This window comes from Streptomyces sp. TG1A-60, assembly GCF_037201975.1.
GTDB lineage: Bacteria > Actinomycetota > Actinomycetes > Streptomycetales > Streptomycetaceae > Streptomyces.
The window spans coordinates 1,360,044-1,382,516 of record NZ_CP147520.1 but is presented as its reverse complement, the minus strand read 5'-3'; the positions used below and the strand labels follow the sequence as shown (position 1 = coordinate 1,382,516).

At 70.9% G+C, this 22,473-nt stretch carries 20 protein-coding genes and 5 pseudogenes; 9 read left to right on the top strand and 16 right to left on the bottom strand.

Annotation, left to right across the window (positions count from 1 at the left end):
* Positions 1-74: 74 nt before the first annotated feature.
* The 4 genes from WBG99_RS05605 to WBG99_RS05590 all read right to left on the bottom strand — a co-directional run bounded on the left by WBG99_RS05605 (position 75) and on the right by WBG99_RS05590 (position 9,226).
* On the bottom strand, positions 75-5,414 hold the full coding sequence (locus WBG99_RS05605; protein WP_338895244.1) for an SDR family NAD(P)-dependent oxidoreductase: 5,340 nt from the start codon (positions 5,412-5,414) through the stop codon (positions 75-77).
* A gap of 122 nt (positions 5,415-5,536) precedes the next feature.
* Complete coding sequence (locus tag WBG99_RS05600; RefSeq protein WP_338895243.1) at positions 5,537-8,110, bottom strand: acyltransferase domain-containing protein; 2,574 nt, start codon at positions 8,108-8,110, stop codon at positions 5,537-5,539.
* 108 nt (positions 8,111-8,218) lie between these two features.
* On the bottom strand, positions 8,219-8,722 hold the full coding sequence (locus tag WBG99_RS05595) for an aminoglycoside phosphotransferase family protein (protein WP_338900231.1): 504 nt from the start codon (positions 8,720-8,722) through the stop codon (positions 8,219-8,221).
* Between the two features lie 189 nt (positions 8,723-8,911).
* Positions 8,912-9,226 carry a YdhR family protein gene (locus WBG99_RS05590; RefSeq protein ID WP_338895242.1) on the bottom strand — a complete coding sequence of 105 codons (315 nt, stop codon included), beginning with the start codon at positions 9,224-9,226 and terminating at the stop codon, positions 8,912-8,914.
* A 105-nt stretch (positions 9,227-9,331) separates the two neighbouring features.
* Here WBG99_RS05590 and WBG99_RS05585 point away from each other — a divergent pair, with 105 nt between their 5' ends.
* The 3 genes and pseudogenes from WBG99_RS05585 to WBG99_RS05575 all read left to right on the top strand — a co-directional run bounded on the left by WBG99_RS05585 (position 9,332) and on the right by WBG99_RS05575 (position 11,600).
* Positions 9,332-9,922: a TetR/AcrR family transcriptional regulator gene (locus WBG99_RS05585; RefSeq protein WP_338895241.1), complete on the top strand. Its 591-nt coding sequence runs from the start codon at positions 9,332-9,334 to the stop codon at positions 9,920-9,922.
* Between the two features lie 581 nt (positions 9,923-10,503).
* Positions 10,504-10,713: pseudogene (locus WBG99_RS05580) on the top strand (Scr1 family TA system antitoxin-like transcriptional regulator); the annotation flags it as partial.
* Between the two features lie 287 nt (positions 10,714-11,000).
* Positions 11,001-11,600, top strand: coding sequence for a hypothetical protein (locus tag WBG99_RS05575; RefSeq protein ID WP_338900230.1), 600 nt, complete (start codon positions 11,001-11,003; stop codon positions 11,598-11,600).
* A gap of 206 nt (positions 11,601-11,806) precedes the next feature.
* On the opposite strand, the gene WBG99_RS05570 is transcribed toward WBG99_RS05575, so the two are convergent.
* From WBG99_RS05570 to WBG99_RS05535, 8 genes are all read right to left on the bottom strand, one after another.
* Positions 11,807-12,754: an MBL fold metallo-hydrolase gene (locus WBG99_RS05570; protein WP_338895240.1), complete on the bottom strand. Its 948-nt coding sequence runs from the start codon at positions 12,752-12,754 to the stop codon at positions 11,807-11,809.
* Between the two features lie 65 nt (positions 12,755-12,819).
* Entirely contained in the window at positions 12,820-13,113 is a 294-nt protein-coding gene (locus WBG99_RS05565) for a hypothetical protein (protein WP_338895239.1), read from the bottom strand.
* Between the two features lie 43 nt (positions 13,114-13,156).
* The gene (locus tag WBG99_RS05560; RefSeq protein WP_338895237.1) at positions 13,157-13,576 is read right to left on the bottom strand and encodes a nuclear transport factor 2 family protein; all 420 of its coding nucleotides are present in this window, start codon (positions 13,574-13,576) and stop codon (positions 13,157-13,159) included.
* Positions 13,577-13,581: 5 nt separating this feature from the next.
* Positions 13,582-14,388, bottom strand: coding sequence for an MBL fold metallo-hydrolase (locus tag WBG99_RS05555; protein WP_338895236.1), 807 nt, complete (start codon positions 14,386-14,388; stop codon positions 13,582-13,584).
* Positions 14,389-14,415: 27 nt separating this feature from the next.
* Positions 14,416-15,042, bottom strand: coding sequence for a DsbA family protein (locus tag WBG99_RS05550; protein WP_338900229.1), 627 nt, complete (start codon positions 15,040-15,042; stop codon positions 14,416-14,418).
* A gap of 177 nt (positions 15,043-15,219) precedes the next feature.
* Entirely contained in the window at positions 15,220-15,714 is a 495-nt protein-coding gene (locus tag WBG99_RS05545) for a MarR family transcriptional regulator (RefSeq protein WP_338900228.1), read from the bottom strand.
* Between the two features lie 226 nt (positions 15,715-15,940).
* Positions 15,941-16,594, bottom strand: a complete 654-nt coding sequence (locus WBG99_RS05540) for an NAD(P)H-binding protein (RefSeq protein WP_338895235.1) — start codon at positions 16,592-16,594, stop codon at positions 15,941-15,943.
* A gap of 41 nt (positions 16,595-16,635) precedes the next feature.
* Positions 16,636-17,139, bottom strand: coding sequence for a hypothetical protein (locus tag WBG99_RS05535; RefSeq protein ID WP_338895234.1), 504 nt, complete (start codon positions 17,137-17,139; stop codon positions 16,636-16,638).
* A 125-nt stretch (positions 17,140-17,264) separates the two neighbouring features.
* Here WBG99_RS05535 and WBG99_RS05530 point away from each other — a divergent pair, with 125 nt between their 5' ends.
* Positions 17,265-17,702 carry a MarR family transcriptional regulator gene (locus tag WBG99_RS05530; protein WP_338895233.1) on the top strand — a complete coding sequence of 146 codons (438 nt, stop codon included), beginning with the start codon at positions 17,265-17,267 and terminating at the stop codon, positions 17,700-17,702.
* A 232-nt stretch (positions 17,703-17,934) separates the two neighbouring features.
* On the opposite strand, the gene WBG99_RS05525 is transcribed toward WBG99_RS05530, so the two are convergent.
* On the bottom strand, positions 17,935-18,090 hold the full coding sequence (locus WBG99_RS05525) for a hypothetical protein (RefSeq protein WP_338895232.1): 156 nt from the start codon (positions 18,088-18,090) through the stop codon (positions 17,935-17,937).
* A 578-nt stretch (positions 18,091-18,668) separates the two neighbouring features.
* A complete protein-coding gene (locus WBG99_RS05520; RefSeq protein WP_338895231.1) occupies positions 18,669-19,109 on the bottom strand; it encodes a hypothetical protein in 441 nt (146 codons plus the stop codon).
* 113 nt (positions 19,110-19,222) lie between these two features.
* On the opposite strand from WBG99_RS05520, the pseudogene WBG99_RS05515 reads away from it, so the two are divergent.
* From WBG99_RS05515 to WBG99_RS05500, 4 genes and pseudogenes are all read left to right on the top strand, one after another.
* Positions 19,223-19,312 (top strand): annotated as a pseudogene (locus WBG99_RS05515) (transposase); the annotation flags it as partial.
* A gap of 12 nt (positions 19,313-19,324) precedes the next feature.
* The gene (locus WBG99_RS05510; protein WP_338900586.1) at positions 19,325-19,486 is read left to right on the top strand and encodes a hypothetical protein; all 162 of its coding nucleotides are present in this window, start codon (positions 19,325-19,327) and stop codon (positions 19,484-19,486) included.
* A gap of 319 nt (positions 19,487-19,805) precedes the next feature.
* A complete protein-coding gene (locus WBG99_RS05505; protein WP_338895230.1) occupies positions 19,806-20,015 on the top strand; it encodes a DUF6243 family protein in 210 nt (69 codons plus the stop codon).
* A gap of 349 nt (positions 20,016-20,364) precedes the next feature.
* Positions 20,365-20,663, top strand: a pseudogene (locus WBG99_RS05500) (transposase); the annotation flags it as partial.
* 334 nt (positions 20,664-20,997) lie between these two features.
* Here the strand turns inward: WBG99_RS05500 and WBG99_RS05495 are convergent.
* Positions 20,998-21,549: pseudogene (locus WBG99_RS05495) on the bottom strand (3-oxoacid CoA-transferase subunit B); the annotation flags it as partial.
* 2 nt (positions 21,550-21,551) lie between these two features.
* Positions 21,552-21,904, bottom strand: a pseudogene (locus WBG99_RS05490) (CoA-transferase); the annotation flags it as partial.
* A 75-nt stretch (positions 21,905-21,979) separates the two neighbouring features.
* Here WBG99_RS05490 and WBG99_RS05485 point away from each other — a divergent pair.
* A complete protein-coding gene (locus tag WBG99_RS05485) occupies positions 21,980-22,396 on the top strand; it encodes a hypothetical protein (RefSeq protein WP_338895229.1) in 417 nt (138 codons plus the stop codon).
* The last annotated feature ends 77 nt before the right edge of the window (positions 22,397-22,473 follow it).

Sequence of the window (22,473 nt, the reverse complement as noted above, 5' to 3'; positions counted from 1 at the left end):
GACTGCGACGCGGTGTTCGGTGAAGGCGACTGCTGCGACGGTGACGTCGATGACTGCGACACGTGATCCCGCTCCTAAGAACGCTGGTGAATCGACGGAGTTCCGTTGTCGGCGGAGCGCATCTGCTGGAGGACCTCGAAGAGTTCGTCGTCGGACGCCGACGCGAGGTCCGCCGGCTGCGGTCCGTCGTCGTCCGAACCGACGTGGTCGTCCGTTCCCGTGCCACCGGGCCAGCGGGACACCAGGTCCAGCAGCCGGTGGGCGACCGTCTCCCTGGCCTCGGCATCGGCGGTCTCGGCGAAGGAGGCCAGGAACGCCTCCAGCCGGTCCACCTCGGCCAGGGCCGGCCCGGCCGAGGCGTCGTCGTCCGCCGCACCGCCCAGTTGTGCGCACAGGTGGTCGGCGAGCGCGGCGGCGGTCGGGTGGTCGAAGATCAGGGTGCTGGGCAGGTCGACGCCGGTGGCTGCGAGCAGCTTCTCCTGGAGGTCCAGGCCGGCCAGGGAGTCGACGCCCAGGTCGGTGAAGCCCCGGTCCGGCTCGATGTCCTCGGCCGTCCCCTCGCCCAGCGCCGTCGCCGTGTGCGTGCGGACCAGGTCGAGCAGGGCACGCCTGCGCTCCGCCTCCGGCATCGCCCGCACCCGCTCCGCATAGGAGGACGCCGGTGCCCGGCCGGTCACCTCGGCGCGGGTGCCCGGCCGCTGCTCCGTCCCGGCCGCCTCGGCGCCGTCCACCAGCGAGCGCATCCGCGGCTGGAGGAGACCGGCGGCGTTCCGCTTGTTCACCTGCGCCATGTCGAGCCGCAGGGCGACGAGCACCGGCTCCTCGACCGTCTCCGTCATCAGGCGGGCGGCGTCGAAGAGAGCGAGAGCGTCCCCCGTGGCCAGGGCACGCACACCGTCCCGGCCGATGCGCGCCCAGTCCGCCTCCGTCAGGTCACCGGTCAGCGTGCTGCGTTCGGCCCACGGGCCCCAGGCCAGCGACAGACCGGGCAGGCCCCGGGCGCGCCGGTACCCGGCGAGGGCGTCGAGGAAGACGTTCGCCGCCGCGTAGTTCGCCTGCCCGGCGGCACCGAAGGTGCCGGACGTGGACGAGAACGTCACGAACTCGGCGAGGTCCAGCCCGCGCGTCAATTCGTGCAGAAGCCAGGCGGCGTCCACCTTCGGCCGCAGTACGGTGCCGAGCCGGTCCTCGGTCAGCGAGATGACCGCCGCGTCGTCCGTCACTCCGGCGACGTGTACGACGGCCGTCAGCGGGTGCTCCTCCGGTACGCCGTCCAGCACCGCCGCCAGGGCGTCCGCGTCGGCCGCGTCACAGGCCACCACCGTGACCTCGGCCCCTCTGGCGGTGAGCTCCGCCGCCAACGCGGCTGCCCCGGGCGTCGCTTCGCCGCGCCGCCCGGTCAGGACCAGGTGCCGGGCTCCCCGGGCCACCAGGTGCCGGGCCACCAGCCCGCCCAGGGCGCCGGTCCCTCCGGTGATCAACACGGTGCCGTCGGGGTCCAGGGCACGGGCCGGCGTCTCGCCGTCCCGCTCGTACGGTGTCTCCGCCACCTCCGACAGGCGCGGCACACACAGCCGCCCGTCCCGGACGGCGACCTCCGGTTCCTCCCGGACGGCGTCCAGCGCCTGCGTGAACACCTCCGGCGTCGGCGGCTCACCGGCGGCGAGGGACAGCAGCCCGAACCGGCGCGGGTGTTCGGTGCGCGCGCTGCGGACCAGTCCGCGTACGGCCTCGTCGACCAGGAAGGCCTCGCCGTCCCGCTCCCGCACCACCGCCACCAGCCTGCTCGCGCCCAGCGCCGGCTCGGCGAGCCAGGACCGCAGCGCGGCCAGGGCATCGGCGGTCGCCGCACGCACGGCTCCCGGGACATCCGCGAGATCGCGGTCCGCGGTGACCGGCAGCAGGACCACGTCCGGCGCGGGTGCCCCGGCGGCCAGCGCCGAACCGAGGGCGGCGACATCGCCGTAACGGACATCGACGGTCACCGGCAGCGCGTCCGGCTTTCCGAGCGCGGCTACCAGCCCGTCGTCGACAGGCAGACCCGGCCCGGCGTACGGCATCCACCGGCCGCGCAGCAGCACGCCCGCGCCGGCGGCACCGGCCGGTACCCGGCCCAGGGACCTGAGGTGCAGGGCCGCCACCGATGCCACCGGAACCCCGGCCGCGTCGGCGACGTCCATAAACACCGAGGTGCCGGTGCCGCGTGCCGGACCGTCCGCGGGTGCGAGCCGCACCCTCAGCACGCTCGGTCCGGCGGCACCGGTGGTCGTCACCCCGTGCCAGGCGTACGGCACCAGCCGCTGCTCCAGCGGCTCGGGGCGCGCCGCATACCAGGCCTGGAGCGCGGCGTCGAGCATCGCGGGGTGCAGTCCGTACCGCCCGGCCGCCGACCGCGTCCCCTCCGGCAGGGCGACCTCGGCGAACACCTCGTCGCCCCGCCGCCACACCGCCCGCAGGCCCCGGAACGCGGGCCCGTACGTGAGTCCGTGCTCCTCCGCCCGCCGGTGGAAGCCGTCGATGTCCACGCTCCGGGCGTCCACGGGCGGCCAGGTGACCAGGTCGGACCGGCGTGCCGCCGCGCCCGTGCCGGCCGCGTCGAGGGTTCCCGTCGCGTGGCGCGTCCATGGCTCGTCCGGATCGGGCCGGGAGGACAGAGTGAGGCCTCGACGGCCCGTGGCGTCGGCGTCGGTCAGCCGGAGCCGGATCGCCCGGCCCGCGTGCGGATCGGCGGACAGTTCGAACGGGCTGTGCAGGGTCAGCTCCGCCACCCGGTCGCAGCCGGCGTACGCCCCTGCCCACCGGGCCAGCTCCAGCATCGCCGTGCCCGGCAGCAGCACCCTGCCCGCCACCAGGTGGTCGGCGAGCCACGGCTGAGTGGCCGTCGACAGCCGGCCGGTGAACAACAGGCCGCCGTCCTCCGGGAGTTCCAGGGCCGCACCGAGCAGCGGATGGTCCGCGGGCGCGAGCCCGGCCGCGTCGAGCGTGCGGGGCCCGTCGTCCAGCCAGTGCCGGCGCCGCTGAAAGGCGTACGTCGGCAGGTCGGCCGACGGCCGGTCCGCCAGGATCTGGTAGGGAAAGGCCGTGGGCCAGGCCACGGTCGTGTCGGACACGTGCAGCCGGGCCAGCTCGGGCAGCAGCCCGTCCGCACCGCTGCCCCCGCCCACCGGCGAGACGACGACCCCAGCCGTGTGCCCTTCCAGGGCCGTCGTGAGTCGGGGAGCGACGGCCGAGGCGGCACCGACCTCCACGAACAGCGTATGACCGCGCGCGCTCAACGTGCGGACGGCATCGTCGAGCGGGGTCGAGGACGTCGCCAGCAGCGGAATCCGGCCCTCGTCGGGCTCCACCCCGGTGTCGTGAGCCGCCGCCCGCGCGCCGTCGATGAGCGACATCGCGCCGGACACACAGGCCGCCGCGATCTCGCCGACGCCCTCGCCGACCACCGCCGCGGGCCGTACGCCGTACTCCTCCCACACCCCGGCGAGCGCCACCAGCACCGCCCACCGCACGGCCGGTTCGGATCCCGGGAAGGCACCGCCGCGCAGCGCGTGGTCGCCGACCTTGGCCAGCGCCCGTTGGCAGTGCGCCAGCCGCCGGGAGAACGTCTGCGAGGTCAGCACGAGCCGGGCCGCCCAGCCGATGTCCTGCGCCAGACCGTGGTCGGAGAGCACCAGCACGGTACGGCTGTCGGAGGTGACACGGCCGTGGAACAGCCGGGGCGCCGGTCGGCCCGCCGCCAGGGCCGTCAGGCCCTCGAGCAGTTCGGCGCGGTCGGCGCCGAGGACCACCGCCCGGTGCTCGAACACCGCCCGGCCCCGTGCCAGCCCGGCGCCCACCTCCGCACGCGTCACCTCCGGATGCTCCGCCACGTGGGCCGCCAGCCGCTCGGCCTGTGCCCGCAGGGCGTCCACGCTGTGCCCGGACAGCACCCACGGCACCCCGGTGGGCCACGTCCGCATCTGGTCCGCTTCCGAGGGCGGTCCGGCATCGGCGCTCTGCTCCGGCTGCTCCAGCACCACATGCGCGTTGGTGCCGCTCACGCCGAACGACGAGACGCCGGCCCGGCGCGGGCGCCCCGTGTCCGGCCAGTCCCGGGCCTCGGTCAGCAGCTCGACCGCACCGGCCGACCAGTCCACGTGCGGGCTCGGCGCGTCCACGTGCAGGGTGCGCGGCAGCACGCCGTGCTCCATCGCCTTCACCATCTTGATCACGCCGGCCACACCGGCGGCGGCCTGCGGGTGCCCGATGTTGGACTTGAGCGAGCCGAGCCACAGCGGCCGGCCGACGGGGCGGTCCTGGCCGTAGGCGGCGATCAGGGCCTGTGCCTCGATGGGGTCACCGAGCTTCGTGCCGGTGCCGTGCGCCTCCACCGCGTCCACCTCGGCGGGCGCCAGCCCCGCCTGCTCCAAGGCCTGCTGGATCAGTCTGCGCTGCGCGGGCCCGCTCGGCGCGGTCAGTCCGCTGCTCGCACCGTCCTGGTTGATCGCGGAACCCCGGATGACGGCGAGGATCCGTCGGCCGCTGCGGCGTGCGTCCGACAGCCGCTCCAGCAGCAGCATCCCGGCGCCCTCGCCGAGCGAGGTGCCGTCCGCTGCGGCGGCGAACGACTTGCAGCGCCCGTCCGTGGCCAGCCCGCGCTGCCGGCTGAACTGCAGCAGCCACAGCGGCGACCCGATCACCGTCACCCCGCCCGCCAGTGCCAGCTCGCACTCGCCCGCCCGCAGCGACTGCACGGCCTGGTGCAGGGCAACGAGCGACGAAGAGCAGGCCGTGTCGGTGCTGATGGCCGGTCCTTCGAGGCCGAGCGTGTACGCGATCCGGCCGGACGCCACACTGCACGTGCTGCCGTTGCCCAGATAGCCCTCGAACTCGTTCGGGGAGTTGCGCAGCCGGGCCGCGTAGTCCTGGGGGATGATGCCCGCGAACACGCCGGTGCGGCTGCCCCGCAGCGACGCCGGGTCGATATTGGCCCGTTCGACGGCCTCCCACGAGGTCTCCAGCAGGAGCCGCTGCTGCGGGTCGGTCGCCAGCGCCTCGCGCGTACTCATGCCGAAGAACGCCGGATCGAAGCCGGCCGGATCGTCCAGAAAGCTGCCTTCCCGGACGTAGACCGTGCCCTGCCGCGCCGGGTCCGGGTCGTACAAACCCTCGTCCCAGCCACGGTCGGTGGGCAGCGGCGAGCTGACGTGCCGGCCCTCCGCCACCAGCCGCCACAGGTCCTCGGGGGACTCGACCCCGCCGGGGAAGCGGCAGGCCATGCCGACGATCGCGATCGGCTCACGGGCCGATTCCTCGACTTCCCGAAGCCGGTGCCGGGCGTTGCGCAGGTCGACGGTGAGCCGCTTCAACGTGTCGATGACCTTGTTGTCGCCGGTCGCAGCGTAGGCCGTCCCGTGCTTCGCACCGCTCGTCATGCCGTGGCCTTTCATGTGCGTGAGGGAGATTTCCGATCGCGTACGGGCGCGTGCGCGCCTACGACTGCGCACGGATGCGTACTACTGAGTACGCGGAGTTCGCGGCAGCTCTTTCTGCCAGGTCATGACTTGCGCAGTTCGTTCTCGGCGAGGTCGAGCAACTCCTCCAAGGACGCGTCCCCGAATTCGTCCTTGTCGTCCGGCGCCAGCCGGTCCAGCAGGTGGCGCAGCCGGGCTGCGACCCGCTTCCGCGCGGGAGTGTTCCCGGGGGCTTCGTGTCCGTCACGCAGCAGGTCGCAGGCGCGCAGTTCGGCTTCCAGGGCGTCGAGTCGGGCGAGGACCGCCGATTCCGGGCCCTGCTCCGCGCCCCGCCGCGGCCCCCGCTCCGTCCGGGCGGTCAGCAGCTCGCCGATGAGGTCCGCGACGGACGCGGGAGTCGGGTGGTCGAAGGTCAGCGTCGTGGGCAGCCGCAGCCCGGTGGCCTCATTGAGCCGGTTGCACAGTTCCACGGCCTGCAACGAGCCGAAGCCCGATTGCAGGAAGCCACTGTCCAGGGCGACCGCGTCCGGGTCGTTGTGCCGCAGCACCATCGCCACCTGGGCCCGTACGAACTCCTCGACAGCGTACGACCGTTCGCCCGCCGTGAGACCCGCGAGGGACAGCCCTGCGGTGCCGGTGCCCCGGGCCGGTGCACCGCCGGCCGCCGCCGCGCCCGGAGCCGTGTCCGTCTCCTCGACGCCGAACGGATACGTCGGCAGGGCGATCCGCCGGCCGTCACGGCCCCGGAAGAAGGCGGCCCAGTCGACGGGGACCCCGCGCACGTAGAGCTGCGCCATCGCCGTCAGCCACTCCGTGACCCCGTCCTGTCCCCGGCGCTGAGTGCCGACCACGCCGGACGATGCCGCCGCCCCGGTGCCCGCGCCGATGTCCTCCAGCGTCTCCTGCACCCCGCCGAGCAGCACGGAATGCGGGCCGACCTCGAGAAACACGTGGTGACCTGCTGTCCACAGGGCACGTACGGCCGCCTCGAAACGGATCTGGGAGGTGACGTTGCGGAGCCAGTACGCGCCGTCCAGGCCGGTCGTCTCGAACTCGCCGCCGGTGACGGAGGAGTAGAAGGGCACGGTGGCGGGGGCCGGCGCGATCGCCGCGGTACCGGTGAGGAGCGGGGTGGCGTCGACGGTCAGGCCCGGTGTGTGCACGGCGAGACCGGGGTACACCGTCCTGGCCGGTATGCCCTTGGCCACGAGCATCTCGACGACTTCGGTCACTGCCGCGCGCTCCCCACCGAGCAGCACGGAGCGCGGACCGTTCGTACCGGCGAAGTGGACCCGGCCGCGCAGGTGCTCGGCGTCGAGCAGCGGACGGAGTTCGTCGGGCGACAGGGCCGCTGCGGCCAGTTCGCCCTCTCCGGCCGCCTCCGCCTGCATTCGGCTCCACAGGACGACCACCCGGGTGGCCTCGTCCAGCGTCAGCGCACCCGCGACATGCGCGGCGGCGACCTCACCGAGGCTGGCGCCGACGACGGCTGCGGGCTCCACACCGCAGGAGCTCCACAGCGCGGACAGCGCCACACTCACCGCGAACAGGACCGGCATGACCACGTCCGCGCCCTCCAGCGCCGGCGCGCCGGGGGCACCGCGCAGGACGTCGTGCAGCGACCACGGAACGAAGGGTTCGAGAGCCCGCGCGCAGTCCTCCATCCGTAGACGGAACACGTCGGAGGCGTTCAGCAGGTCGAGCGCCATGCCCGGCCACTGGGAGCCCACGCCGGGGAAGACATGTACCGCGCGTCCACCGCCCTCGACGCTCGCGCCGGGTGGCGTACGGAACAGCAGCGGGGCGAACCCGCCCTCGGCGACCGCACGCAGTCCGCGCACCACCTCCGCCCGGTCGGTGGCGAGCAGCACGGCCCGCCGCCCTAGGCCGGTCGTACGGGTCGTCGCCAACGACCACCCCAGGTCGTCCGGCGTCAGCTCGGGGTCGGCCTCGAAACGGGCGAGCAGATCCCGGGCCAGCGCCGCCACGGCGGCGTCGCTGCGCCCGGACAGCACGAGCGGCACGAGCCGCGCGGGCGGCGGCGCCGGCACATCGCTGAGGGTGAACGGATCGCCGGAGCCGAACGCCTCCGCCGGTGCGAGCACGCGCTCACCGGCCCGTATGGCGGTGGAGCCCCGACGCAGGACCGCGACCGCGCCCGTGACGGAACCCGCCACAGCCACGTCGCACTCCCCCCGGCGCAGTTGCTCGGCGGCCGACTCGACCGCCGCCGGCGCCGCTAGTTCCGCCCCGAGCGTCACCCGGGGCCCCCGCTCCCAGCGGAGATCGCCCCCGACGAGCGCCGCCAGCGCGTCTGAGCCGTCGGCTTCCCTGTCCCCGGCCTCCGCCTGCACGAGAAAAACACCCACATCGGCGTCGCGCAGCGAACCGGGAACGATCCCGGCGTCCTCCAACGCGGCCCACACCAGGTGCAGTGCGCTGAGCCGCTCCCGGGACGCCCCGCGCACGGAGTCCCCGAAGAACGCCGTGATCCCGTCGGGCGCACAGCGCACCCGCACGCCGACCGGGCCGGACACTTCCGCCCGGCGCACGGCCTCGGGAGCCCCTTCCGGGGCCGCGAGGCCGACGATCACGATCGGGGTGTCCGGGGTGCCGGTGTCATGACCGGGCTCGGGCCAAGGCAGTCTGCTGGTCACGGCGTGGTCCGCCTTCTCGTCACTGGCGTCGTCGTGCGTACCTGTCGGGCGGTTCCGTCCGCAGCAGTTGCCCACCGACTCCCGGACGCCCCGCCAACGCTTGCGTGATCAACAGCACTCTGACGCTGACCGCTTGACCAGACCTTGAGACCGGCTCGACGCCACCGGGCCACTGAAGCCGTCACCCGGCCGATCCGGCCAAGCCCAGTACTCGATGGCTCGCAGCAGCGCCCACTTGCCCGCCCGGTCGCGGTCCAGGTCCGCGGCGTCAGCCAGCGCGTCGATGCGCCACTCGACGCGCGACGAGCCGGGCTCGTCGAACCGGCTCCACAGCAAGGGGGCCATTTGGAATTCGAGGACGCCGCTCACGACCAGCGGGTCGACGACTGCCCAGTCCCCGTCCCAGGTACGCAGCACCTGCTCGTAGCGCAGGTCGTTGTCGGCCCGTCCCTCGCGCGGCGCCGACCAGACTCGCCGCGTCGGATCAGGAGCCGGGCAGGACGGCGGCGAGCACGGAGCGACGACCGTGTGGGAGACCTGTGAAGGCCACGACGGTAGGAGCCGGGGCCAATATGTCCCAGTACCACTACGCCCTCGGCAGCATCGCCGGATGGCTCACCGAGGGCAACCCACGAGCAGGGCGTCAATGAGATCAGTCGAGTACGCGCGACGTGCCATCACCAGGCCCCACGCGCCGGCTCGACGTCGGTATCAGCCCCGGCCGCGACATCTGGCCCAAGTCGCGTCACCTGTCGACGACAGCTTTCGCAGTGCCGCGACCGACCCAAGTCAGTGATCAGGTCAGGCGGTGACCACTCCGCGGGTAAGCACGCTGGGCGGCTCGTTGACCGGCCAGTCGGTGGAGGCGATGTCACTGAGATAGGGACGAGCCATGACGGTCTTGACGGCATCGGAAGACATGAACGCCGTCATCGCCGCCTGGTCGACCCAGAGATAGAACCCGCCGTAGCTGTTGGTGGCCTCGTCCGCCAACCACACCTTGGATACCAGGGTGTCGATTTTTGCGAAGTATGCCGAGTCGGGGGTGACCATCTGCTCGGTGTACTGCTCCACCGAGATGTCCCTGAGCTTGTAGGTGATCAGCTGTGCGTGCATCGTCTGCTCCTCGTGCGTCGTACGCCTGACGTGGGCCGAGACGGCTCCACCGAGATCACTCTACCTACTGGTAGATAGGTTCGTGAAGGGGGGTAGGCTGGTCGAGTGCCGCAGAACTTGAAGGACCACTCCACGGCCAACCGGGTGCTCGATGCCGCTCAGGTATTGGTGAAGGCGCGGGGCTGGTCAGCGGTGAGTTATGCCGACCTGGCCGAGCGGGTGGGCATCCGCACGGCGAGCATCCACCACCACTTTCCGGGAAAGGCCGAACTCGGTCGAGCACTCGTCACGCGGTACAACTCCACATTTCAGTCCGAACTCGCTGACATCGACAAGCGTTCCGACGGCCCGGTGCAACGTCTACGCGGCTATCTCACGCTCCTGCGGGCCGCCCTGGCGGACGGCGGGTCGCTGTGCTTGTGCACCATGCTCGCCGCCGACTACGAAATGCTGCCCGCGCCGATGAAGGATCTGGTCACCAAGTTCAACGACATCAACGTCGAATGGCTCGCCGGGGTCCTCCGCGACGGTGCCGCCGCGGGGCGGTTCGTGTCGGTCGATGACCCGATCACCGAAGCGCAGGTGATTTTTTCCGAAGCGCAGGGAGCTCAGCTCCTGGCCCGGTGCTACCGCGACGCGGCCCGCTACGATCTCGTCACCGACAGCCTCGTAGCCCGGCTCACCGCGCCCCGGTGATACGCGGCAGGTCGAGCAGGTCGATCCGCTGCCGGATTCGTCGCGGTGGTGCTCCGATGGTGCTCGGATGTCGCGAACCGAACGAGCACGAACAGAACTGATTCAGTACAACGAGCCGTCACGCCCTTCGTGCCGCCGCGAGCCGGATGCCCCCTGCCCGCTGACCGAACGGGAACTGGAATCGGTGGAGTGCACGGCGCGGACCAGGGCGCAGTCCGGCTCATCGCGGTGGGCCGGACCAAACCCAGCCGCCTGTCAGCTTGGAGTGGCACCGCCCAGAGACGTCCCGGGCCCTGACCGGTCCGCCGACTGGGCGGCCTGCTGCCCGGTGCACCAGGTCACAGCTCATTCCGGAGGCGACGCAGGCATAGGAGCCGGGTTCTTCCAGCAACCCGATCAGGGCGCCTGGCCTGGGCTGATCATCCCACACGCTGGGGGACAACCGGCGCCAGACATGACCAGGGATCGGCTGGTACAGGCCAGCGGCCGAAGTCGTTGTCGAGACCCGCGGGGTATCACGAACGCCCAGGAAGGCTTTGGGTGTAGCTCTCCTGTAGGGAGCTTTGCCCAGTCGTAGAAGCCCGCAGGCCGTGTTCGCCGCCCAGCTTGACCGGCTTATCGGCGTCATCGGGTTGCACACCGTGGAGCTGGCCGTCGTGCCGTTCTCCGCTTCACTGAAGCTCGCCCCGGGCCACGGCTTCTGGATGTACGACGAGCGGCTGGTGGTCGTCGAGGACCGCCACGCCGAGCTGTGGCTGGAGGACGCGGACAGCATCGCCGTCTACACGCGCACGCGGAGCATGTTCCACGTGCGCGCCCGGCACGTCCTACGTCACCTGATCCGGCCGCCCGGTCGAGAGCGCATCCGGTCGGGGCCTGCGCGCACTCCGGTGTGGGGCAAATGACCGTCACACTTCGCCACCGGGCCGGAATACGCTCTGGCATGTCCGGCTGTGTGGTCGGTCATTTCTCGAAACCATCGACTGTTCCAAGCTGCCGTATCGGACAGCTCTCGTTAGCAGTGAGGTAGTAGTAAGTGCACAAGGGACGTATCGTGTTCGCGGCTGCTCTGGCCACCATGGGGCTCGGGCTTTCGGCCTGCGCCGACGACGAGGGAGGGCCGGTGGCGCAGGATTCGCCGACGGCGTCAGCCCCGGCCTCGTCCGCGCCGAGCAGCGAGAGCCCGACTGCCGACAGCGGCGACGACAGTGCCGCGTCGGCCGAGGGTGACGTCACCGCGCCGGGCACGGAACTCAAGGTCGGCGACAGGGCTGTCCTGCCCTTCGAGTACACGAGCGAGAAGAAGGGCACCATCGCCGTAACCGTCACGGCGATCGAGAAGGGCGCCGAGGCCGACATGGCCGCCTTCGGTGAGAAGGCGAAGGGAATGACGCCCTACTTCATCAAGATGAAGGTGGAGAACGTCGGCGGCACCGACCTGTCCTACGCGTCCCTGAAGCTGGACGGTGTGCTGGAAGGTGGCGCCGGGACGGGCGTCGTACTGTTCGGTGACATCCCGGGCAAGTGCGACCGCGAGAGCGCGCCCACCGAGTTCACCACCAAGGGTGCGTCGTACGAGACCTGCGCGCTCAGCGCCACGAAAAGCTCGCCCATCACCGGCGCCTCGTTCGACGAGGGCGACGCGTACCGCGACAGCCCGGTCGTCTGGACCAACTGAGAATCGGCGCCGGCCTGTACCTCGCCGGCCCGACCGCTGCAGCCGGTCCAGGTCGCCATCGCCCGGCCGGCCATGCCGGGCGGCCAGTTGACCGGACACCCGCTCGTCGTGTGGCAGCGGCACTTCGGCGTGCCCCCCGGCTGACGTCTCCTGACGAAGTCGGCCGAGGGGCACCGCGAAGCCGGTGTTCCGGTACTTCGCAGTCGTCACTCCCAGGTCATCTCGCCCATGGCGACCTTCGCACCGATCTCGGCGGCGATGACCATGCCGTAGTCCGGGTAGCGCTTGACGAGCGCCGCGGTCAGCGCGGCGCCGTCGGCGGCCTTGGCCAGTTCCTCCTCGAAGGTGAGCAGGTACTCGCGGGTGGCGGTGATGGCGGAGGAGTCCGCGGGAGTGTCGGGCAGGCGGTGACCGGGCACGACCAGCGCCGGGTCGAGGGCGGCCATCTCGTCCAGCAGCTTGATCCAGGCAGCACGGATCTCGGGGGTCGGGGTGTCCGCGACCCACACATGCTGCTTCTGGAACAGCAGCACCCCGCCGAGGATCGCGCGCTGCTCCGGCTGCCACAGGTAGTGGCGGTCCGGCAGAAGGGCCGATCCGCCCTTGAGTTCGAGGCGGTGCCCTTCCAGGGTGAGGCCACGGGTCACAGGCTTGATCTGCACCAGGCGGGTGGGCAGGTTGGCCCCGAGGTCGGCCCACGTCTTGAGCTTGCTCTCGAAGGTGCGCCGTATGTGCTTGATGACCGGCCGGGTGGCGACGAACCTGGCGTCGGGGAAGGCGTCGGCCAGGACCTCGGCGCCGAAGTAGTAGTCCGGGTCGCCGGCGCTGATGAACACGGTGGTCAGCTTCTTGCCCGAGTCCAGTACCTCGGCCACCAGCCGGTACCCGTCGGCCCGGGTGAAACCGGTGTCGACCAGCAGCGCCTCACGCTCGCCCGTGACCAGAGTGGCCGTCTTGTTCTTGCTGCCGACCGGGAAGTCCAGGTCCAGGACCTTGAAGTCGAGCGTGCCCCCGGGGTGCTTTTCCTTGTGCTGTCGGGCTCCGTGTCCGTCGGCGAGCGGGGTGGCCGACGCGCTGGCAGGGGTGAGGCCCAGGCCGATGCCGGTGGCCGTGAGCGAGCCTGCCGCGAGGAAGTGACGCCTGTTCATGGGCATGTCTGTTGCTCCCTGTTGATGGTGGGTGTGGGGGTGCACGGGAGAAGGTGCCGCGTGTCGGCCTCTCACGTTTTCGCGGTGGTGCTGGTGTGCGGTACGGCCACCAGCGCCTCCGGGTGCACGTACGTCCGGAGGGCGTGGTTGATCGCGGTGGCGACGTTCAGCGCACGGCGACGGTCGGTCCCGGCTGCCCCCGTCGGCCGGACCGGGAAGGCGCCGGGGAGTGATTCCGGCGACGTGCGGGCGTGTTTCTCCGCCGTGCCTGTCGCCGTCCCGGCGACGGTTCCGTCGAGCGGGCCGCTGACATCGGCGGCGGAGGTGTTGAGGAAGACGGTGCCGTTGCCGACGGTGGACCTCACCGTCTTCCCGGTGTGTGAGTTCGTCTGTGAGGCGCTGCCACGACTACGTCATGGCGTCGCGAACCTTGGCGGTGTCGGTGAACTGCTCGAAGCGGACGATGAGGCCGCCGCGGACCAGGAAGTGGTGGGCGACGCGCACGTCGATCGGCTTGCCGGTGGCCTTGTTGGTCGCGGTGTAGCGGGCGAGGACGACGACGTTCTCCCCTTCGACGACATAGGTGTCGTCGTGCGCGGTCCAGCCGTCCCACTCCTTGCCCAGCGGCTCCATGACGTGGGAGGTGACCCCGTCGGGGGTGCGGTAGGTGCCGGCGAGGGGGAAGCCGGCCATCTCGGTCCACTCCACGTCGGGGGCGAGGGTGGCGCGCAGGGCCTCCAGGTCGCCGGCCGCGGAGGCCAGGTACTGGCGGCGGACCACGTCGGCCGGGGCGGTGGAGGTCGCGAAGTCGGTGTGCTCGTACGTCATGACACTCAGCCCCACTTCATCTCGCCCTTGGCGACCTTCGCCCCGAGCTGGGCGGCGATGAGCATGCCGTTGTCGGGGTAGCGCTTGACGAGCGCCTCGGTCAGCGCGGCGCCGTCGGCCGCCTTGGCGAGCTCCTCCTCGAAGGCGACGAGGTAGTCGCGGGTGGCGGTGATGGCTGAGGCGTCGGCCGCCGTGCCGGGCAGGCGGTGGCCGGGGACGACCAGCTCCGGCTGGAGGGAGGCCATCTCGTCCAGCAGCCCGATCCAGACGGAGCGGTGCTCGGGGGTGGGGGTGTCGGCGACCCAGACGTGCTCCTGCTGGAAGAGCAGGACGCCTCCGAGGAGGGCGCGGTGCTCGGCCTGCCACAGGTAGTGGCGGTCGGGCAGGCCGGTCGGGCCGCCCTTGAGCTCGAAGCGGTGGCCTTCGAGGGTGAGGTCGCCGGTCAGCGGGGTGAGGTCGACCAGGCGGGTGGGCAGGTTCGGGCCGACGGCCTCCCATGCCTTGAGCTTGCCCTCGTAGGAGTGCTGGATGTGCTCGATGACGATCGGGGTGGCGACGAAGGTCGCGTCGGGGAAGTTGTCGGCGAGGATCTCGGCGCCGAAGTAGAAGTCGGGGTCGCCGTGGCTGACGAACACGGTGGTCAGCTTCTTGCCGGAGTCGAGGATCTCGGCGGCGAGGCGGTGGCCGTCGGCGCGGGTGAAGGCGGCGTCGACCAGCAGCGCCTCCTGCTCACCGGTGACGAGCGTGGCGGTCTTGTTCTTGCTGCCGGCGGGGAAGTCGAGGTCGAAGATCTTGAAGGAGAGGGTGCTCATGGGGGGCCTCCTGAAGGGGATGGAAATTCAGTGGGTGGGGGCGGTGGTCAGGGCGGCCAGTCGCCGGTCGATCTCGTCGGCGGTGGCGTGGCCATGTGCCAGGGCGGCGACTCGGTCGCCGTCGACGGCGAGCAGGGTGGGGAAACCGGTGACGCCCAGTTCGGCGGAGCGGTGGAAGTCGTCCGTCGCCGTGTTGTGGGCCTCGGGCGCGTCGAAGGCGGCGACGACGGCGTCGGCGTCCAGACCGGCCTCCTCGGCGACCTTCCGGTAGGTCGCGGGGGAGGAGAGGCTGAGGCCGTCGACGTAGAAGGCCCGCTGGAGGGCGCAGGCCAGTTCCGCCGCACGGTCGGGGGCCGCCCGGCGCAGGGCGGCGACGCCGCGCGCGGCGGCCTCGGAGTCCATCACGAACGACCCGTCGGCGATCAGCCGCTCATAGCTCTCGCCGAACTCGGCGCCGGTCTGCTCTGCGATCTGGGCGTTGGCGCCCTGGACGTAGCCGAACTCGCGGATGGGTACCCGGCGTGGCCCGGTGAACAGACCGCCGGAGACCACCTCGACCGGCAGCGCGGGATGACGGGAGACGACCTCGCGCAGAGTTCCGGAGAACCCGTGCGACCAGCCGCAGTAGGCGTCGAAGACGTAGACGAGCTTCATCGAAGGTCCGAACTTCATCGAAGGTCCCGGCAAAGGTGTGGCGCCCGCTGGTGCGAGCGGTTCGTCTGAGAGAACAGTAACTGACTAGTCAGATATTCCCTTGTGGTGGCAGCTAAACCGGCAATCTCGCTGTCAGTGCATAGGTGAAGCCGCGCGGCCGCAGCCCGGAGGGGCCGTTCAGGGCAGGCGGGGCAGCTCGTCCCGTGCGGAGTGGCTCAGGATCCGCAGGTCCTCGGCGAACCGCTCCCGGTCCTCGGGCGGCAGCGGTGCCAGGAAGTAACGGCGGATGTTCTCCACGTGTACCCGGGACGCCCGCACGGTGGTCTCCTCCCCCAACCGGGTCAGTCGTACCAGCCGCCCGCGCCTGTCACCGGGATCCTCGGCGCGCTCCACCAGTCCGGCTGCCTCCATCCGGTCCACCAGACGGGTCGCCCCGCCTGTGGTCAGCACCTGCTCCTGGGCGATGGCCCGCATCGGCAGCCCGGGATCGCCTGCCCGCCCGAGGATGAGCAGCACCTCGAACATCAGATGACTGATGCCGCACTCCAGCTCCAGCGACCGCCCGAGGATGTACTCCAGCCGGTTCGCCGCTCCCTGCAACCGCCCGAACGCCAGCACCAGCGCATTGTCCGCGGCCTCCTTCGGCGACGCGATCTCCGCCGGCTCTTCCATGTTCCCACCGCCCAACTGGTCCTCCACACCATGCATCCACCGATCATGCCTCGTGCGGCATTGGGGCGGTCGCCGCGCCGGAACACGTCAGTCACGGACTGCCAGAGCACACTGCCCAGGTGCACGGACAGCCGCGAAGCGGAAGATCTGAAGCCTTGCTCGCCTCGCCCTTGCGCTGTCGGTCGGTCTGACGTCGAAACGGACGCCCTCGATCGAGAGACGTCCGTCAGTACGCGACGGTGATGCGGCGGCGGAGCGCCGTGCTCTTCTCGGCCTCGTCGACCAGGGCGACCGCGTAGTCCTCGGCACTGATGAAGCTGGTGCCGTCCTCGGCGAACAGCAGGTCGTCGCCGCCGAGGCGGAAGGTGCCGGTGCGCTCGCCGGGGGCGATCTCGTCGGCCGGGGAGACGTACGTCCAGTCCAGGTCGTCGCCCACCTCGGCGCGCAGCAGGCGCAGCACCTCGCGCTGGGCGAGCGCTTCGGCCTTGTACATCACGGGGAAGTCTGGGGTGTCGACCCGGTCCTGGCCCGAGGCGGTCTTCAGACTGCCCGCCCCTCCGACCACCAGCAGGCGGTGTACGCCCGCTGTGCGCAGCCCCTCGACCAGGGACTTGTACGTCGCCAGCAGCGGGGCGGTCGGGTCGGAGCCGTCGCGGGGCGGGGAGACGGCGGAGATGACGGCGTCGTGTGCGGCGGCGGCCTGGGCGACCTTGCCCGGCGCGGTGGCGTCCACGGCGAGGACGGTCAGCGCCCGGTGCTCCGGCAGGCCGTCCGCACGGCCCGAGCGGGTGGCGGCGGTGACCTCGTGGCCGCGGCCGAGCGCTTCCGCCGTGATGCGGGAGCCGATCATGCCGGTGGCGCCGATCAGGAGGATCTTCACGGGTGACTCCGTTCGTGCTCGTTTCGTATGCGTGGGTGTGGTCAGCGCTGGATCTCGAAGGTGACCTTCGCCCGCTCCACCGTCTCCTGCAGGACGCGTACCTCTCCGGAGGCGTTCTTGTACTTGCCGGTGCCGCCCGTGACGGCGAACCGCTCGTCGAAGACGGGTCCGGAGGCGGAGAGCTTCGCCGTGCCGGCCGTGGTGATCTTGCCGCCGGGCAGCTCGTAGACGAAGGTCAGCAGCTCGGCGGTGCGCGGCTCGGCGTCGGTGGAGACGCCGACGAAGCTGCTGCTGCCCAGCTTGCGGCCGTCGCGGCCGATGAGGTCGCCGGTCCCGATCAGCTGGTCGCCGAGGGCGGAGTCGGCCGGGGCGACGTCGACCATGTTGACCGCGGTGCCCTTCTCGACGGCCTCGATGGTGATCGTGCGATGCCCGTGCGAGACGGGAGCGGCGTCCGCCGAAGCGGGCGCCAGGGACAGGCCGAGGGTGAGGGCGCCGGCCGTGGCGGCGGCGACACCGAACGCGGGGAGGATGCGCTTGCGCATGATCGGGCTCCACATCTGTGGGGGCGTACAGAGAAAAGTATCTGCCGACGCAGACAATATATCTGCAGGTATAGATATTGCAACAGCAGCTTCTTCCGCTGGCGACCTTCTGTCATCCTCTTGGGGTGGACGAGCAACTGCTGAACGACGACGACGTGACGCTCTACGGCCTGTTCGTGGAGGCGTTCGCTCGCCTCAAGCCCGTCGTACACCGCGACCTGGGAGTCCCGGACACCTGGTTCGAGGTGCTGCTGCGGCTGGGCCGCACACCCGGGCACCGGCTGCGCATGACGGACCTGGCGGAGGCCGTGTCCTTCAGCTCGGGCGGCTTCACCCGGCTCGCCGACCGCATGGCGAAGGAAGGGCTGATCCGCCGCGACCCCGACCCCGCCGACCGGCGAGCCGCACTCGCCGCACTGACCGACAAGGGCGCCGAGGCGCTCGACCGCGCCCTGACCGCCCACGTCTCCCATCTCCGCAGCCACGTCACCGGACCGCTCTCCTCCGAGGACCGCCACCACCTGGAGCGCATCCTGCGCACGCTCCGCGACGCCAACGGGTGACCTCCGCTCGGGCGTACGGTCGCGTCGGACGCGGCGGCGACTTCCTGCTGACGCTTTTCATCGGAGTGCTGACAGATCGGCGCGGCTCACTCTCGGCGGGGAAGGGGGAAGGATCGGTCCGGGTGCGTTCATCCGGTCCGGCTCGGCGAGGCGGACACGGAAACGCAGGTGGTCGACGCCGGTGCGAGTTGCGCGTCATGGTAGTGGCCTGGAGCGTTGACGTCTCCAGGTGTCATATCGGGCCATGCAGCGCCCGCCCGACGCGCACGAGGCAGTGGACACAGTCGTTGCGTGGGCGGTCATCGCCGTCGGCGTTGGGTGAGCCGTTCGAGTCGGTGCCCTGCCGGACGGCGAGCGGTATCAGCGCGCGGAGGACCGCAGCGGACATCGCCCACCTTCCTCGCGGGATCCCGCGGGCGCCTCGGCCATTCGGCCACTGCTGAGGCGGCTCCGCTCGGGCGGCGATGGCCGCTCCGGCAGGGCCGCAGGACGCTTACGACTTGGTACGCCATAGTGCTGTCCCGTGCATGATCGTCCGCGCGAAAGGTGGTCGTGGGCGAGTCGTAATGCGGTGGCGGTGGTCGGCGACCTGGTGTTTGGATGCCCCGCGTGACTTCTGTGGATCTTGATGATCGCCCTGCGAGTCGGTCCGTCAGAGACGTGGTCAGCCGTGACGTGACAAGGCCGCACGGGTTGGGGAGGTTGTGACGCCATACCCGGCCCGTGCGGCCTTGTCCCATCCTGCCTTCTGCGGATTGTCCCGTGCACATCTCGGTGATTTGATCGAGGAGTTGGCCGTCCCGTGGACCGCTCGGTGCCAGTCGGCCCTCCAAAAGCGGCGCGCCGGACGCCGGCGACGCGCCGCCGGCGCCGGCCCGACCCATCAACTGGCCTTCACCGACCGGGTGCTGGTCAGCCTGGTCGTGCTGCCCTCCAGTTGCCGCACGCGGCCCTGGCCGCCCTCTATCAGGTCGGATGGACCGGGCAGATCGCCGTCGGCGCGACAAATCGGATCCGCTCGATGGCCAGAACACGGCGCGAGCCGTGTTGAGCGGGCGGGCGCGCGCTCGGGCCAAACCGGGCGACGGGCCGGTGCAGATCGCGAGAATGTACGAACTCACGAAGGTGTCGGCCGTCAAGGCCCGCACTCAGGCCATCAACCAGCTCAAGTCCGTCCTCATCACTGCTGATCCCGCCCTGCGGGAAGACCTGGCTGGACTGGGCAATGCCGAACTCTTCCGGACCTGTGCGCGGTTCATCGATGTGAGCAGTCACGGGGAGGCCGGCGAGGAGTCGGTGCTGCAGGCCACTCGGATCACCCTGGGCCTGCTGGCTCACCGGATCGGCCAGCTCTCCGAGCAGATCCGGGATGTGGACGCTCGTCTGGTCCGGCTCGTGGAATGTCATGCCCCGCAGCTGCTTGAGGTGGTGGGGATCGGTCCGGATACAGCCGTCGCTTTGCTGATCACGGTGGAGGACAACCCGGAACGTCTGGACAGTGAGGCGTCCTTTGCCGCGCTGTGTGCGGGGTCAGTCCCGTCGAGCGTTCCTCGGGACGCCGGCAGTCTCGTCGTCTCAACCGTGGTGGCGACCGGCGGGCCAATGCCGCGCTGCACCGCATCGTGTTCACCCGCCTGCGGGTCGACTCGCGCACGCAGGACTACTACGAGCGCCGGATCAAGGAGGGCAAGACCCGACGCGAAATCGTCCGTTGCCTCAAACGCCACGCTGCCCGAGAGGTCTTCCACCTGGTCATACAGCTGCAGCCAGGACCCCGCTCGTAGGGCTGTGACAGGAATGGCGCTGCCGAACCCCGCTGGCTCGCCTCCATCTGGCGGGGATCCGTGATGTGAGGGGGCACGGTCCCTTAGCTGACTGGAAGGAAACGGCTGACCCCGGGTGCTCGCCGAAGGCCCGGCCGACGCCGGGACGGCGAATAACTTGGTGTGCGGGGTCGACGGAACCCGGTAACGTCTTGGTCATGTTCTTCCAGACGCCGATTTACGAGTGAGAGCGTGATGGGCCCTTGCTGACGTCCTTCGACGCCGCACCGTCCCCCACCGATGAATCCGTAGGTCACTTCACATCATTTCGGGAGAACCCGTGAGCAAGAACATCAACAACCCTGTGGGCATGGGCGGCGGCCAGCGCAGGAAGCTGTCCCGTGCCGAACGGCAGAACAACGGTCCGCACCGCAACCTCGACCGCCAGGGTGCCGCCGACCAGAAGGCGGAGCTGGTGCGCAAGATGCGCGAGAAGGTAGGCGCAGCTGAGGGCGCCGGGCAGACGAGCGACGACACCGCCCAGAGCTGACGCACCGCCGCCGCAGGGCGGCACCGCATGGGGCAGGGCCCGGACCGCGACGCGCGGTCCGGGCCCTGCTGCCCTACCGGGCGCGGCCGGTCCCGACTCAGCTCTCGGCCGAGCACCGTGTCTCAGCCGACCACCCGGGGCAGCCGGGGATTCAGCAGCCCCGCCACGGAGATCGTCCTTGTACTTCCTTCTGGTCGCAGCGAGGGTACTCGCCGTCGTGGGGAAGTAGACGGCCGTGACGTACCTCCTGCCGTCCCGCCGTACGACGACGTCCCTCTTCCCGTCCGGACCGCCCAGAGGGGCCTGCGGCTCGATGTCGGTATAGCCGCTGATACGGAGGATCCGAGCGGAACGTCTGGACAGTGAGGCGTCCTTTGCCGCGCTGTGTGCGGGGTCAGTCCCGTCGAGCGTTCCTCGGGACGCCGGCAGTCTCGTCGTCTCAACCGTGGTGGCGACCGGCGGGCCAATGCCGCGCTGCACCGCATCGTGTTCACCCGCCTGCGGGTCGACTCGCGCACGCAGGACTACTACGAGCGCCGGATCAAGGAGGGCAAGACCCGACGCGAAATCGTCCGTTGCCTCAAACGCCACGCTGCCCGGGAGGTCTTCCACCTGCTAGGACAGCTACAGCCAGGACCCCGCTTATAGGGGCTTGAGAGAAGACGCGCTGCAGAACCCCTGCGGGCTTGCCCGAGCCGGGGGCCTCTCGGGTGTTCGTCCGGGCGCGGTGCTTCGCCGATGCAGCCGCTTACGCCCTCCCGGCCGGCCGACGCATCGGCAACAAGGCACGAGCGGCGGGTTGGACGAGCTGCAGAAAGCTCAGGTTGTGCGGATGCGGAGTCTCTCGAAGGCCCAGGGGACGGCGGTTCGCTCCGGGTTCGTCATGTCCTCGGGGCAACGGCACAACGGGGCCAGAGGGCAGTCACGCGAAACGGTGATTGCTCGCGGCTGGCGCCGTCTGGTCGTCGCCTCGCTGACCCGGTCAACCGGCCGTCAGGGCCGGTTCGGTTGCCCGCTGGACCTGCTCGAACGTGACGTCGGGCGCGAGTTCGCGCAGGACGAGGCCGTCGTCGGTGACGTCGATGACGGCCAGGTCGGTGATGATCCGGTCGACGACCGCGCGCCCGGTCAGCGGCAACGAGCAGCCCTGGACGATCTTGGGGTCGCCGTCCCGGGTGGTGTGCTCCATGACGACGATGACGCGCCGGGCGCCCTGCACGAGGTCCATGGCGCCGCCCATCCCCTTGACCATCCTGCCGGGGATCATCCAGTTGGCCAGGTCGCCGCGGGCGGAGACCTGCATGGCGCCCAGGAGAGCGACGTCGATGTGGCCGCCGCGGATCATGCCGAAGCTCAGGGCGGAGTCGAAGAACGAGGCGCCCGGGCGTACCGTCACCGTCTCCTTGCCGGCGTTGATCAGGTCGGGGTCCTCCCCGCCCTGGTACGGATAGGGGCCGACGCCGAGGATGCCGTTCTCGGAGTGCAGGACGACCTCGACGCCGTCCGGCAGGTGGCCGGGCACCAGGGTGGGCAGGCGGCGGGAATGCCGCAGCCTCCGGCGCGGAGTTTCTCCGCGAGGGTGCCCTGCGGGATGAGTTCGACCTCCAACTCGCCGGTGAGGTACTGGCGGGCGAACTCCTTGTTCTCGCCGACGTAGCAGGCGGTGACGCGGGAGAGCCGACGGTCGCGCAGCAGGATGCCCAGGCCCCAGTCGTCCACGCCGCAGTTGTTGGACACCACGCGCAGGTCGTCCACGCCCGTGGCGTGCAGGGCCTGGATCAGGGACACGGGGGTGCCGCAGAGGCCGAAACCGCCGACGGCGAGCGTCGATCCCGGGCTATCGCGGCGAGCACCTGTGCGAGTGCCGCGTCGTCGATGGTCTTGTCGATTCGCAAGCTTCCTCCAGAAGCGCGCAGCGGACGGGGGGTTACCGGCCGTCGGGGGTCGCGGCCGCCTCGACGGCCGTGCGGACGCGTTCGGCGTCGTCCACCTCGTGGGCGAGCAGCAGGGCGACCTACGCCGTCACGCACGACGAGCTACGCGTCGGCGCGTACGGCCTGGCCGTGCCGGTACGCGACGGGGACGGCGAGGTGGTCGCCAGTCTGGCGGTCATCGTGCCGACCACGCGTACGCCCGGCTTCACCGACCATGCGCCCACCCTCGCCACCCGCGTGCCGTGCCACCAAGGCATCGGCACTCTGGTGCGTCCCTTTCTGGACGGGCTGGTTCGGCAGGTGGAGCAGTCCGAGTCCCTCGACACGCCCCGGCTCGGCCACAACGTGGCGGACCTCATCGGAACGCTGCTCACCGAGTACATGGGCGTGGACCGAGCACCGGGAGACGAGGGCCGGGACCTGCTTGTTTTCGGCGGGGTGAAGTAGAGCCAGCGGGACGGCGGTTTCGGGAGCCAGGTTCGTCCGTCCGTGAGGCGGATGGCTCGCAGCGCAGGTTCATGATC

Coding starts and splice junctions, on each gene's coding strand:
- WBG99_RS05605 (WP_338895244.1), bottom strand. CDS start 5,414: ATGACGAGCGGTGCGAAGCACGGGACGGCCTACGCTGCGACCGGCGAC.
- WBG99_RS05575 (WP_338900230.1), top strand. CDS start 11,001: ATGGGGCTCGGGCTTTCGGCCTGCGCCGACGACGAGGGAGGGCCGGTG.
- WBG99_RS05535 (WP_338895234.1), bottom strand. CDS start 17,139: ATGCGCAAGCGCATCCTCCCCGCGTTCGGTGTCGCCGCCGCCACGGCC.
- WBG99_RS05525 (WP_338895232.1), bottom strand. CDS start 18,090: ATGTCCGCTGCGGTCCTCCGCGCGCTGATACCGCTCGCCGTCCGGCAG.
- WBG99_RS05590 (WP_338895242.1), bottom strand. CDS start 9,226: ATGCACGCACAGCTGATCACCTACAAGCTCAGGGACATCTCGGTGGAG.
- WBG99_RS05555 (WP_338895236.1), bottom strand. CDS start 14,388: ATGAGCACCCTCTCCTTCAAGATCTTCGACCTCGACTTCCCCGCCGGC.
- WBG99_RS05545 (WP_338900228.1), bottom strand. CDS start 15,714: ATGGAAGAGCCGGCGGAGATCGCGTCGCCGAAGGAGGCCGCGGACAAT.
- WBG99_RS05520 (WP_338895231.1), bottom strand. CDS start 19,109: ATGACATTCCACGAGCCGGACCAGACGAGCGTCCACATCCCGGATCTG.
- WBG99_RS05550 (WP_338900229.1), bottom strand. CDS start 15,042: ATGAAGCTCGTCTACGTCTTCGACGCCTACTGCGGCTGGTCGCACGGG.
- WBG99_RS05570 (WP_338895240.1), bottom strand. CDS start 12,754: ATGCCCATGAACAGGCGTCACTTCCTCGCGGCAGGCTCGCTCACGGCC.
- WBG99_RS05560 (WP_338895237.1), bottom strand. CDS start 13,576: ATGACGTACGAGCACACCGACTTCGCGACCTCCACCGCCCCGGCCGAC.